The 12,568-nt window shown below is 71.1% G+C and carries 11 protein-coding genes and 1 other RNA gene; 10 read left to right on the forward strand and 2 right to left on the reverse strand.

The window, feature by feature from the left end; translation table 11 throughout:
- Positions 1 to 157 precede the first annotated feature (157 nt).
- Positions 158 to 1,162: an NADPH:quinone oxidoreductase family protein gene (locus HJG45_RS20220; RefSeq protein ID WP_171614417.1), complete on the reverse strand. Its 1,005-nt coding sequence runs from the start codon at positions 1,160 to 1,162 to the stop codon at positions 158 to 160.
- A gap of 132 nt (positions 1,163 to 1,294) precedes the next feature.
- On the reverse strand, positions 1,295 to 2,281 hold the full coding sequence (locus HJG45_RS20225; protein WP_171614419.1) for a tripartite tricarboxylate transporter substrate binding protein: 987 nt from the start codon (positions 2,279 to 2,281) through the stop codon (positions 1,295 to 1,297).
- Between the two features lie 59 nt (positions 2,282 to 2,340).
- Between HJG45_RS20225 and HJG45_RS20230 the strand changes: the two genes are divergently transcribed.
- The 10 genes from HJG45_RS20230 to HJG45_RS20275 all read left to right on the forward strand — a co-directional run bounded on the left by HJG45_RS20230 (position 2,341) and on the right by HJG45_RS20275 (position 12,567).
- Positions 2,341 to 3,471, forward strand: coding sequence for a CaiB/BaiF CoA-transferase family protein (locus HJG45_RS20230; protein ID WP_171614421.1), 1,131 nt, complete (start codon positions 2,341 to 2,343; stop codon positions 3,469 to 3,471).
- A 139-nt stretch (positions 3,472 to 3,610) separates the two neighbouring features.
- Positions 3,611 to 4,927 carry a hydantoinase/carbamoylase family amidase gene (locus HJG45_RS20235; RefSeq protein WP_171614423.1) on the forward strand — a complete coding sequence of 439 codons (1,317 nt, stop codon included), beginning with the start codon at positions 3,611 to 3,613 and terminating at the stop codon, positions 4,925 to 4,927.
- Positions 4,928 to 4,954: 27 nt separating this feature from the next.
- Positions 4,955 to 5,284: a transfer-messenger RNA gene (gene ssrA / locus HJG45_RS20240) on the forward strand.
- 103 nt (positions 5,285 to 5,387) lie between these two features.
- Positions 5,388 to 5,879, forward strand: coding sequence for an SspB family protein (locus tag HJG45_RS20245; RefSeq protein WP_408902029.1), 492 nt, complete (start codon positions 5,388 to 5,390; stop codon positions 5,877 to 5,879).
- A 294-nt stretch (positions 5,880 to 6,173) separates the two neighbouring features.
- Positions 6,174 to 7,775 carry a fumarate hydratase gene (locus tag HJG45_RS20250; protein ID WP_171614719.1) on the forward strand — a complete coding sequence of 534 codons (1,602 nt, stop codon included), beginning with the start codon at positions 6,174 to 6,176 and terminating at the stop codon, positions 7,773 to 7,775.
- Positions 7,776 to 7,800: 25 nt separating this feature from the next.
- Positions 7,801 to 8,235 (forward strand): RidA family protein, encoded by a 435-nt coding sequence (locus tag HJG45_RS20255; RefSeq protein ID WP_171614427.1) that lies wholly within the window; start codon positions 7,801 to 7,803, stop codon positions 8,233 to 8,235.
- A gap of 39 nt (positions 8,236 to 8,274) precedes the next feature.
- The gene (locus HJG45_RS20260; protein WP_171614429.1) at positions 8,275 to 8,673 is read left to right on the forward strand and encodes a VOC family protein; all 399 of its coding nucleotides are present in this window, start codon (positions 8,275 to 8,277) and stop codon (positions 8,671 to 8,673) included.
- A 103-nt stretch (positions 8,674 to 8,776) separates the two neighbouring features.
- On the forward strand, positions 8,777 to 10,222 hold the full coding sequence (locus HJG45_RS20265) for a lyase family protein (RefSeq protein ID WP_171614431.1): 1,446 nt from the start codon (positions 8,777 to 8,779) through the stop codon (positions 10,220 to 10,222).
- Complete coding sequence (locus HJG45_RS20270; protein ID WP_171614433.1) at positions 10,222 to 10,479, forward strand: ribbon-helix-helix domain-containing protein; 258 nt, start codon at positions 10,222 to 10,224, stop codon at positions 10,477 to 10,479. Before HJG45_RS20265 ends, HJG45_RS20270 begins: the two co-directional genes overlap by 1 nt.
- A 288-nt stretch (positions 10,480 to 10,767) precedes the next feature.
- Positions 10,768 to 12,567, forward strand: coding sequence for an FAD-dependent oxidoreductase (locus tag HJG45_RS20275; protein ID WP_171614434.1), 1,800 nt, complete (start codon positions 10,768 to 10,770; stop codon positions 12,565 to 12,567).
- The last annotated feature ends 1 nt before the right edge of the window (position 12,568 follow it).

Consider the following 12,568-nt stretch of genomic DNA (forward strand, 5'->3'; position numbering starts at 1 on the left):
CGACCAAACTAGCCCGCGGCCGGTCCCGGGGAAACCGCCGCGGCGCCTGGGCCATGGTCCGTTCACTCCGGTTCACGGACCATGGCCCAGGCCGTTGTTCGATCGCGTGAGTCTCGCCTTCGATGAGTCCACCTCAGGCGATCACGCTCCAGCCCCATCACGGCCGCAGCACCACCCGGCCGACGGCGTTGCGGCCCCGCACCTCGGCCATGGCGGCGCGGAATTCCGGCAGCGGGAAGCTCGCATGCACCTCCGGCTTCAGGGCGCCGGCCGCCCACCAGTCGATGAGCTGCTGCCAGAGCGCCCGCACCCGCGGCGCATGGATCTGCCGGTTGTCGCCCGGCGACCAGCCGACATAGGTGCCCCAATTCACCCCCGCGACGGCGATGTTCTTCAGCAGCAGCAGGTTGAGCGGCAGGCTCGGGATGCCGCCGGCGGCGAAGCCGATGGTCACCATCATGCCGCCATCGCCGAGGCAGCGGAGGTTGTCGTCGAAGACCGGGCCGCCGAGGGTATCGAGCAGGGCACTGACGCCGGCGCCGCCGGTCGCCTGCCGCACCGTCTCGCGGAAGGGCTCGGCGCTGTCGAGCACGAGGTCGGCGCCGCGCGACAGCGGAACCTGCCGCTTCGCCGCGCCGCAGCGGGCGATCACCCGGGCGCCGAGCGCCTTGGCGATCTCGACCCCGGCGAGGCCGACGCCGGCCGCCGCGCCATGCACCAGCACCCAGGGCGCGCCCTGGTCCGGTGCCAGCCGCGCCCGCCACAGCAGGGCCGAGGCGGCGGTCGGGTAGCTGATCGGCATGGCGACCGCCGGCGCCAGCGGCAGCCCGTCCGGGATCGGCATGACATGGATGGCGTCGGCGACCGCCTCCTCTGCCAGCCCGCCCCAGTCGAGCACGGCGAAGACGCGGGTGCCGGGCGGCAGCGGGTCCGGCACGTCCGGCGCGCTCTCGATCACCGTGCCCGCCACCTCGGTGCCCGGGGTGAAGGGCAGCGGCGGCTTGCGCTGGTACTTGCCGGCGACAACGAGCTGGGTGGCGAAGGAGACGCCAGCCGCCTCCACCCGGATCCGCACGCCGCCGGGCCGCAGCGCCGGCGGCGGCACCTCCTTCAGCTCGAGCGCGTCGAACTCGCGCCAGCTCTCGCAGACCAATGCGCGCATGCCAGTGTCTCCCCGCGGACTGCGTGGCGTTTTCAGACCATGATCCGTTCACTCCGGTTCACGGATCATGGTCTAAATTATTGTTTGATCGCGTGATTCACGCCTTCGGAGTCCACCTCAGGCGATCACGCTCTAGTCGAGCGTCAGCCGGGCCTCGCGCACGAGCCTGCCCCACCGCTCGGATTCCCGGGCGCAGAAGGCGGCGAAATCCGCGGGGCTGTCCGCCACCGGCTCGGCGCCGAGGGTGGCGAGCCGCTCCCGCACCTCCGGCATGGCGACCGCCGCGGCAACCGTCCGCTGCAGCCGCTGCACGATCGGCATCGGCATGCGCGGCGGCGCCCAGATCGCGTACCAAGTGGCGATGTCGAAGCCCGGCAAGCCGGATTCGGCGATGGTCGGCAGGTCCGGATAGGCGGCGATGCGATGCGCCGTCGTCACCGCCAGCGGTCGCAGCAGCCCGGCCCGCACGGCCGAGGCGCTGCTCGGCACGCTGTCGAAGATGAGCTGGACCTGCCCCGCGATCAGGTCCTGCACCGCCGGCCCGGCGCCGCGATAGGGCACGTGGACCATCTCGGTCCCGGTCATCAGCTTGAACATCTCGCCCGCGAGATGCAGCGCCGAGGCATTGCCGGAGGAGGCGTAGGAGACGCGGCCGGGATTGACCCTGAGATAGGCGATGAGCTCCGGGATGCTCCGCACCGGCAGCTGCGGGTTCACCACCGCGACCAGCGGCACCGAGGCCATGTTCGTCACCGGCGTGAAATCGGCGAGCGCGTCATAGGGCAGGCTGCGGTTCAGATGCGGGATGATGACGTGGATGGAGGCGTTCATCAGGAAGCTTTGCCCGTCCGGCGCCGCCCGGGCGATCGTCTCGGCGCCGATGGTGCCGGAGGCGCCCGGCCGGTTCTCCACCACCATGGGCTGGCCCAGCTCCTGCGCCAGCCGGGCCGCGACGACGCGGCCGAGGATGTCGGTCGGGCCGCCGGGCGGATAGGGCACGACGAAGCGCACCGGCCGGCCGGGCCATGCCGCGGCCTCCTCCGCCGCCCGGCCGCGGGCGGCCGGCGCCGCCAGCAGGCCGCCGAGCAGCAGGCGCCGCGCGAAACCCGTGCCCGTCATCCCTTCCCCTCCCCGCCGTTCCGGGCAGGATAGGCGGGAACCAGGACAGGGGAAACGCCATGGCCGAAAGGCTGCAGCCCTATCGGGACCTCTTCGTGCTCGATGCCAGCCAGGGCATCGCCGGGCCCTATTGCGCGACCCAGCTCGCCGCCTGCGGCGCCGCCGTGGTGAAGATCGAGCCGCCCGCGGGCGACTGGTCGCGCGGCCTCTCGACGCGGGAGGGCACGCAGAGCGTCATGCATGTCACCTTCAACCGCGGCAAGCGCAGCGTGGTGCTCGACCTGCAGGCGGAGCAGGGCCAGGCGGCGATGCGCCGCCTCGCCGCCCGCGCCGACGTGATGATCGAGGCCTTCCGCCCCGGCGTCGCCCGGCGCCTCGGCCTGGTGCCGGAGGCGGGGAAGCCGGATGTCGTCTTCCTCTCCATCTCCGGCTTCGGCCAGCAGGGGCCGCATTCGGAGCGGCCCTGCACCGACAGCGTGATGCAGGCCTATAGCGGCATGGTCTCGCTCAATATCGGCATGGACGGCGTGCCGCACCGCACCGGCCAGATCATGATGGTCGACATGGTCACCGGCCTCTCGGCCTTCATCGCCGTGCAGGCGGCGCTGGCCGAGCAGGCACGCGACCGGGGGGCGGGCGCCGCGCCGCAGCGGCGTGTGCTCGACGTCTCGCTCATGCAGAGCGCGGCGGCGCTGATGGCCTTCAACATCGCCGAGCAGGGGCTGCTCGGCCGGGTGCCGCCGGCGGCCAACCTGCCGGCCGGCACCTATCAGGGCAGCGACGGCCGCTGGTTCATGGTGGCGCTGCTGCGGGAGCCGGAATACCACCAGCTCTGCGACATCATTGGCCGGCCGGAGCTGGCGCAGGATCCGCGCTTCGCCAGCTTCGCCGCCCGGGCCGAGCACCGCGAGGCGCTGCTGCCGGAGATCCGCGCCGCCATCGCCGCCCGCCCAGCGGCGGAATGGGTGCAGCGCTTCCAGGCGGCGCGCATGCTCTGCGACCTCGTCAACACGCCGCTCGACTGGCTCGCCGACCCGCATGCCCGGGCGGTGGAGGCGGCGCTGCCGCTAGCCCAGCCGGGCCTCGGCACCCTGCCCTATCCGCGCCTGCCGGGGCTCGGGCCCTGGAGCGAGCCGGCGCCCGCGCTCGGCGAGCATACCGAGGCGGTGCTGGCGGAGATCGGCCTGTGATGCCGGCTTTCCCGCATCCCGGCCTGCAGCCGGCGCGGCGCCTGGATGGGTGCCGCTGCAAGTGCAGCGAAGCCAAGCAAGCCGGAGGCTTGCGCCCGGCGTCTGAGGGACAAGAAGGCTTTACCTTCCCGCGCCCAGCATGAGCCACGCCCTGACCGAGCTTGTCGCGGCGCAGGCGGCGCTGGCCCAGCGGCTGCTCGACCGGCTGGCGGAGATCGGCGCCGATCCGCCCGGCATCACCCGCGAGGCCTTCGGCCCCGGCGAGAACGCGGCGCATGCGCTGATCGCCGAGACGGGCGAGGCGCTCGGCCTCGAGCGCCGGGTGGATGCGGCAGCCAATCTCAGCCTGCGCTGGCCGGGGCGCGACCCGGCGGCGCCGCCGATCCTCATCGGCTCGCATCTCGACAGCGTGGTGCAGGGCGGCAATTTCGACGGCGCGGCGGGCGTGGTCGCCGGCCTCGCCGCCATCGCCGCGCTGCAGGCCGCCGGCATCCGGCCGCGCTGCGATATCGAGGTGCTGGCGCTGCGCTGCGAGGAGGCGGTGTGGTTTGGCCTCGGCCTGATCGGCAGCCGCGGCCTGCTGGCCCGGCTGCCGCCCGGGGCGCTGGAACCTGGAGCGCTGGAACCTGGGGCGCTGGAGCTGCGCCATGCCCGCAGCGGGGCGACGCTCGCCGAATGCATCGCGGCCTGCGGCGGCGATCCGGACCGGCTGCGGCAGGGGGTGCCGCTGCGCGACCCGGCGCGGCTCGGCGCCTATCTCGAGCTGCATATCGAGCAGGCGCCGCAGCTGGTGGAGGCGGAGGCGCCGGTCGGGCTCTGCCTCGCCAATCCCGGCAATGTCCGGCACCCGCAGATCCGCATCACCGGCGAGGAGGCGCATACCGGGCTGCCACACCGCTTCCGCCGCGACGCCGCCCTCGCCGGGGCCGAGCTCGCCTTGGCGCTGGAAGGGCTCTGGGTGCAGGAGGAGGCGGCCGGTCGGCCGATGGCGGTCACCATCGGCCGCTTCCACACCCAGGCCGAGCGGCACAGCCTGACCATGGTCTCCGGCCGCTTCGAGCTCAGCCTCGATCTCCGCGCCTATGACCCGGCGCATCTCGAGGCGCTGGAGGGGCGGCTGGCCGAGATCCTCGCCGGGGTCGCGGCGCGGCGCGCGGTGGGGATCGATCCCGGCCCGCGCAGCGCCGCATCGCCGGGGATGATGGACCCGGCGATCCTGGAGGCGCTGGCTGCCGCCGCGGCGCGGGCCGGGCTCACGGCGCCGCGGCTCAACAGCCCGGGCAGCCACGACGCCAACAACTTCGCCGCCGCCGGGGTGCCGACCGGCATGCTGCTGATCAGGAACCGCAACGGCAGCCACAACCCGGCCGAGGCGATGGAGACGGCCGACCTGATGGCCGCGACCGAATTGCTGACGGAATGGCTGGCGGAGCGGGCCGGCGATGCGGCGGCCTGATCCCGCATCGGCGATCCACCCGTCGCGGCCCTGGAATCGCGGCCCGGCCTAGCCTATATCTGCCCAGCCTGCCGAGAGCGATCCCGGCGGCTATGGTGATAAACGCGGCTCGGGATAAGCGTTGCGGACCCGGGGGCAGTGCCCGGCGCCTCCACCATCTCAACCGCCCGTGTCGGGGCGGTGGCGAGGGGGCGAAACAGGTTCGACGCGCGTGGTAATGGGGCCGTTTTTGCCCGGCATGGTTCCGCCGTCATCGGGCCAAATCTAAGTGCGAACGACAACGACGCACTCGCTGTTGCTGCGTAAGCAGTAAACAAGCGCGGTTCGGGGGGCACCGGGCAACAGAAGCCCCCCACTTTCCTCCTCGACCCCTCCTTTCCTCGTTGTCGCAGTCACGTTAACAAACCCTCCCGCTTCCGTGGGTTGATCTCCCCTCGGCCAAGAGGGGAAGGGTTGCATGATGAACGAGACGATTACCCCGGGCGAAAGCCTGTTGCCCTATTCGGACTGGGCGGAGGAGGCGTTGCGCGCCGTCGCCGTCGAAGCGCTGGACCATGCCGCCCGCAGCGGCCTGCCCGGCGAGCACCATTTCTACGTGACCTTCCGCACCGACTATCCCGGCGTCGCCATCCCGGGCCATCTGAAGGCGCGCTACCCGCAGGAGATGACCATCGTCCTGCAGCACAAATTCTGGGACCTCAAGGTGGATCGCGGCGCCGGCACCGTCTCGGTCGGCCTGTCCTTCGGTGGCGTGCCGGCGACCCTCGTTGTCCCGTTCAAGGCCATGACCGCCTTCGCCGATCCGCATGTGCGCTTCGGCCTGCGCTTCTCGACCCCCGAGCCTGCCGCCGCCGCCGCCCTCGCCCCCGTCGCGGAGGCCGCGGCGATGCCGGAGGAGGCGCCGCAGCCGCAGGTGGTCAGCCTCGACGCCTTCCGGCGCAAGCGCGACTGAGGGCTGGCCCGCGCCCAGCGGGACATGCGATGGGACATCCTGCATCAGGGGGCCATGCCGGTTGGCTTGCGGTCCCCGCTGGAGTAAGCCGCAGGCATCTGACGGCGCTGCTCCCCGCCCCTTGCACCCGGCATGGGCCGCGCGGCGCCGAGCGCGCGGAGACTGCCCGTGACCCCTCCCCAGGATGCCGCCGTGGAAACGCCCACGAAGGACGATCTGCGCGGCCCGGCGCAGGATGTCGATGCCGGCCCGGTGACCCAGCCGACCCGCCCCTCCGGCTTCCGCTACAGCCCGATGTTCCCGCTGGCCGCCGACGCCACCCCCTATCGCAGGCTGCCGATCGAGGGCGTCTCGACCATCGAGGTCGAGGGGAAGCGGGTGCTGAAGGTGACGCCCGCGGCGCTGGAGCAGCTCGCCTTCCAGGCCTGCCATGACGTCTCCCACCTGCTGCGGCCCGGCCATCTGCAGAGCCTGGCGAACATCCTGAAGGACCCGGAGGCGAGCGCGAACGACCGCTTCGTCGCGCTCGACCTGCTGAAGAACGCCGCCATCGCCGCCGGCGGCACCCTGCCGATGTGCCAGGACACCGGCACGGCCATCGTCTTCGGCAAGAAGGGCCAGCGCGTCTGGGTCGAGGGCGACGAGGAGGAGGCCCTCTCCTACGGCGTCGCCCGCACCTATACCGAGACCAACCTGCGCTATTCGCAGATGGCGCCGCTCTCGATGTTCGAGGAGGTGAACACCGGCAACAACCTGCCGGTCGACTTCACCATCCTCGCCTCGCCCGGCGAGCACCATGCCGACGAGTTCCACCTGATGTTCGTGCTGAAGGGCGGCGGCTCGGCCAACAAGACCTTCCTCTACCAGCAGACCCGCGCGGTGCTGAACAAGCCGAAGCTGCTCGGCTTCATCGAGGAGAAGATCAAGACCCTCGGCACCAGCGCCTGCCCGCCCTACCACCTGGCGATCGTCATCGGCGGCACCACGGCGGAGACCACGCTGAAGGCGGTGAAGCTCGCCTCCACCCGCTATCTCGACGGGCTGCCGACCGAGGGCGACGCATCAGGCCACGCCATCCGCGACCCGGAGCTGGAGGCGGAGGTGCACAAGCTGACGCAGAACCTCGGCATCGGCGCGCAGTTCGGCGGCAAGTATTTCTGCCACGACGTCCGCGTCATCCGCCTGCCGCGGCACGGCGCGTCGCTGCCCATCGGCATCGGCGTCTCCTGCTCGGCCGACCGGCAGATCAAGGCGAAGATCACGCCCGAGGGCGTCTTCCTCGAGCAGCTCGAGCATGACCCGGCGCAGTACCTGCCGGAGCAGACGGACGAGATCCTGGGCGGCGAGGTGGTGAAGATCGACCTCAACCGCCCGATGGACGAGATCCGCGCCGAACTCTCGAAGCACCCGGTGAAGACCCGCATCTCGCTCACCGGCACCATGGTGGTGGCGCGCGACATCGCGCATGCCAAGCTGCAGGAGCGGCTGGATGCCGGCCAGGGCCTGCCCGACCACATCAAGAACCACCCGGTCTACTATGCCGGCCCGGCCAAGACGCCGGCGGGCATGCCGACCGGCAGCTTCGGCCCGACCACCGCGGGGCGCATGGACAGCTATGTCGAGGCCTTCCAGAAGGCCGGCGGCAGCCTGGTGATGCTGGCCAAGGGCAACCGCAGCAAGGCGGTGCTGAACGCCTGCAAGCGTTATGGCGGCTTCTATCTCGGCTCCATCGGCGGCCCGGCGGCGCGGCTGGCGCAGGACTGCATCAAGAAGGTCGAGGTGCTGGAATATCCCGAGCTCGGCATGGAGGCGATCTGGCGCATCGAGGTGGTCGACTTCCCCGCCTTCATCGTCATGGACGACAAGGGGAACGACTTCTACGAGGGGCTGGAATAGGGCTGGCCCGAGGGGGAGTTCCGCCATGACCACCCGCCGCCACATCTCCTCCGGCTCCCGCTTCGAGGAGGAGATCGGCTACAGCCGCGCCGTCGTCGATGGCGAGCATGTCTGGGTCTCCGGCACCACCGGCTACGACTATGCCCGCATGACCATCGAGGAGGGCGTGGCGGCGCAGGCCGACCAGGCCTTCCGCAACATCGCCGCGGCGCTGGCCGAGGCCGGCGCCGGGCTGGACGACGTGGTGCGCGTGCTCTTCATCGTGCCGCGGCGGGAGGATTGGGAGCCCTGCTGGCCGGTGGTGAAGCGCTGGCTCGGCCGCGCCCGGCCGGCCGCCACCCTGATCCATGCCGGGCTGCAGACGGACGCCATGCGCATCGAGATCGAGGTCACGGCCCGCCTGCTGCACCCTGCCCACGCGCCGGCCCGCCCACCGGGCGCGGAGCGGCACGAAGGATGATATCAGGGACCGATTGCCGATTTCAGGAGCCGTAGCATCATGCGCTTTGCCGTCGACCGCCTCGACCACCTCGTCATCAACTGCCACGATATCGAGACGATGGCGAGCTGGTATCAGCGCGTTCTCGGCATGGAGCGCGAGGATTTCGGCAGCCCGCCGCGGGTCGCGCTGAAATTCGGCGGCCAGAAGATCAATCTGCGGCCGCATGACGCCAGCACCGAGGATTGGATCGCCGCCGCGACCTGCCAGCCCGGCACCCAGGATCTCTGCTTCATCGTGGCGGTGACGGTCCCCGACATCGTCGGGCAGTTCCATGCCTGCGGCGTGCGGATCGAGCTCGGCCCGGTGACGCGCCAGGGCGCCCTCGGCCCGATGGGCTCGGTCTATTGCCGCGACCCCGAGGGCAACCTGATCGAAGTCTCCTCCTACTCGCCCTGATCCCTCGTCCCAGGGGAGCGACGGGCACCGCCGGCGCCGCTCCGCGTTCGGGGAGCAGCATGTCCCGCCCCCGCGCCCGGGGCGGCGCCCAGGGAGACAGGCCATGGCCGACGAGACCCATCCCGCAACCGCCGCGGATGCCGCCGAGGGAACCCGCACCGAGACCGACAGCCTCGGCAGCATCGACATCCCCGCCGGGCGCTACTGGGGCCCGCAGACCGAGCGGGCGCGGCGCCTGTTCCGCATCGGCGGCGAGCGCTTCCCGGCCGGGCTGATCCGCGCCGTCGGCCTGCACAAATGGGCCTGCGCCGAGGCCAATTCCCGCCTGGGCGAGCTGCCGGCCGAGCTGGCCGGGCCGATCAAGCAGGCGGCGGAGGAGATCGCCGAGGGGCGGCGCGACGCCGAATTCCCCCTTCCCGTCTGGCAGACCGGCAGCGGCACCCAGACCAACATGAACGCCAACGAGGTGATCTCGAACCGCGCCAACGAGCTGCTCGGTCAGCCCCTCGGCACCCGCAAGCCGGTGCATCCGAACGACCACGTCAATCGCGGCCAGTCCTCGAACGACAATTTCCCGACCATGATGCACATCGCCGCCACCGAGGCTGTGGAGGGGCGGCTGCTGCCGGCGCTCGGGCGGCTGCATGCGGCGCTCTGGCGGCGCTCCCAGGAATGGGACGACATCATCAAGATCGGCCGCACCCATATGATGGACGCGGTGCCGGTCACGCTCGGCCAGGAATTCGCCGCCTGGGCGCGGCAGGTCGAGCTCGGCCAGGAGCGGCTGCGCGCCGTGCTGCCGCGCCTCCTCGCCTTGCCGCAGGGCGGCACCGCGGTCGGCACCGGGCTGAACCGGCATCCCGATTTCGACCAGGTCTTCTGCGAGATCGTAGCCGAGCGCACCGGCCTCGCCTTCCGCCCCAACCCGAACAAGTTCGAGGGCATGGGCGCGCATGATGCGTTGGTGGAGCTGCAGGGGATGATGAACGTCATCGCCGTCTCGCTCAACAAGCTTGGCAACGATATCCGCCTGCTCGGCAGCGGGCCGCGCTCCGGCCTCGCCGAGCTGATCGTGCCGGCGGACGGCCTCTCCTCCTCCATCATGCCGGGCAAGACCAACCCGACCCAGGCGGAGGCGCTGACCATGGTCTGCGCCCAGGTGATGGGCAACACGACGACCGTCACCTTCGCCGGGGCCCAGAGCTTTCTCGAGCTCAACGTCTTCAAGCCGGTAATCATCCAGGCGGTGCTGCAATCGGCGACGCTGCTGGCCGATGCGGCCGAAAGCTTCGCCGAGCACATGGTCCTCAAGCTCGAGCCCAACCGTGAGCGGATCGCCGAGAATCTCGGCCGGTCGCTGATGCTGGTGACGGCGCTGAACCCGCATATCGGCTACGACAAGGCGGTGCGGATCGGCAAGAAGGCGCTGGCCGAGAACCTCTCGCTGCGCGACGCCGCGGCGCAGCTCGGCTTCGTCAAGCCGGAGGATTTCGATCGCTGGGTCCGGCCGGAGACGATGATCGCCCCCGGCGCCTCGCTCGGCGATTGATGCGGCCGCCTGGCCATCTGCGCAAGCGCAGCTTCCAGCTGGCGGGCCACCGCACCTCGGTGGCGCTGGAGCCGGAATTCTGGGCCGCGCTGGAACGCGCCGCCCGGCGCCGGGGCCTCAGCCTGGCGGCGCTGGTGACCGAGATCGATACCGCGCGGACGGAGGCCTCGCACCCGCTGGCGAGCGCGCTGCGGCTGCACGCGCTGATCGAGGCCGGCCTCGGCGATGCCGGCGAGTCGCCCGCATCCCCACGCTGACGTGTCTGCCGCATGGGTCGCAGGCCTCCCTGCCCCGGCCCATGATCATCAACCAGCCTTTCCGGGCTGTCCGGCGGACTGACGCCATCGCCGAGAACGCCCGCTGCCCTCCGGGGTCGTTGCGGGACTTGCGGTTGTGGGGCAATCTGCGGGACGCCTGGAAGGGCGTGGGAGGAATAACTGGGTCTCGCGGCCAGCCATGCCCGGACGCTGCCGGGCAAGGGTGCCTGACACAAGGTCACGGCCGCGATGCAGCCCGAAGATCCCCGTGCTGAGGGAAACGTCCGCTTGAAGCCGACCGATATCCGTGACCCGGACACATTCCACAAGGTCGTTGACTGCCAGTGGGCCTGCCCGGCTCACACCCCGGTGCCGGAATACATCCGTCTCATCGCCGCGGGCCGGTACAGCGACGCCTATATGGTCAACTGGCATTCCAACGTCTTCCCCGGCATCCTCGGGCGGACCTGCGACCGGCCCTGCGAGCCGGCCTGCCGCCGCGGCCGGGTGGAGGAGGAGCCGGTCGCCATCTGCCGCCTCAAGCGCGTCGCGGCCGACAACAAATCCGACATCCGCGGCCGGCTGACGCCGATCCCGGCGGCGCGGAACGGCAGGCGCATCGCCTGCATCGGCGCCGGCCCGGCCAGCCTGACCGTCGCCCGCGACCTCGCGCCGCTCGGCTACGAGGTGCATGTCTATGACGGCGAGGCGCAGGGCGGCGGCTTCATCCGCAGCCAGATCCCGCGCTTCCGCCTCCCCGCCGAGGTGATCGACGAGGAGGTCGGCTACATCACCGACCGCGGCGGCGTGGTGACGCATTACGGCGAGCGGGTGGGCAGCCTGAAGGCGCTGCTGGCCGAGGGCTATGACGCGGTCTTCGTCGGCTCCGGCGCGCCGCGCGGCCGCGACCTCGACGTGCCGGGCCGCGCCGAGGCGGCGGCCAACATCCATATCGGCATCGACTGGCTCTCCTCCGTCTCCTTCGGCCACATCAAGGAGATCGGCCGGCGGGTCATCGTGCTCGGCGGCGGCAACACGGCGATGGATTGCTGCCGCTCGGCCCGCCGCCTCGGCGGCGAGCAGGTCTCGGTCGTCGTCCGCTCCGGCTTCGAGGAGATGAAGGCGAGCCCCTGGGAGAAGGAGGATGCGATGCGCGAGGGCATCCCGATCCGCAACTTCCTGGTGCCGAAGCAGGTGCTGCACGCCGAGGGCCGCCTCACCGGCATGGTCTTCGAGACGGTCAAGGCGGAATACGATGCCAAGGGCCGCCGGCGCCTGGTGCCGAGCGGCGAGCCGGACGTCACCATCGAGGCCGACGACGTGCTGGTGGCGATCGGTCAGGAGAACGCCTTCCCCTGGATCGAGCGCGATATCGGCCTGGAATTCGACCAGTGGGGCCTGCCGGTGCTGGATGCGACGACGCACCAGTCGACCCTGCCGCAGGTTTTCTTTGGGGGCGACGCCGCCTTCGGCCCGAAGAACATCATCTGGGCCGTCGCGCATGGCCATGCCGCGGCGATCTCCATCGATCTCTTCTGCCGCGGCGCGGATGTGCGGAACCGGCCGCCGCCGGATGCCCAGCTCGTCAGCCAGAAGATGGGAATCCACGAATGGAGCTATGACAACGACGTCTCGCTCGATCTCCGCTTCAAGGTGCCGCACGCGGCCGAGGAGGTGGCGCTGCGCGACATCGCGCTGGAGGTCGAGCTCGGCTACGACCGGGCGCTCGCCTTCAAGGAGGCGCAGCGCTGCCTGAACTGCGACGTGCAGACGGTCTTCTCCGCCAGCCTCTGCATCGAATGCGACGCCTGCGTCGATATCTGCCCGACCGACTGCATCACCTTCACCGCAGATGGCGAGGAGCAGGAGCTGCGGCAGCGGCTGAAGGCGCCGGCGCCGAACCTGGACCAGCCGCTCTATGTCGCGGACGGCCTGAAGACCGGCCGCGTCATGGTCAAGGACGAGGATGTCTGCCTGCATTGCGGCATGTGCGCCGAACGCTGCCCGACCGGCGCCTGGGACATGCAGAAATTCCTGCTGAAATCCGCCCAGGCCGTGCCGCCGGTGCATGCCCAGGCGGCGGAGTGAG

The organism is Roseicella sp. DB1501, from assembly GCF_013112485.1.
Taxonomy (GTDB): domain Bacteria; phylum Pseudomonadota; class Alphaproteobacteria; order Acetobacterales; family Acetobacteraceae; genus Paracraurococcus.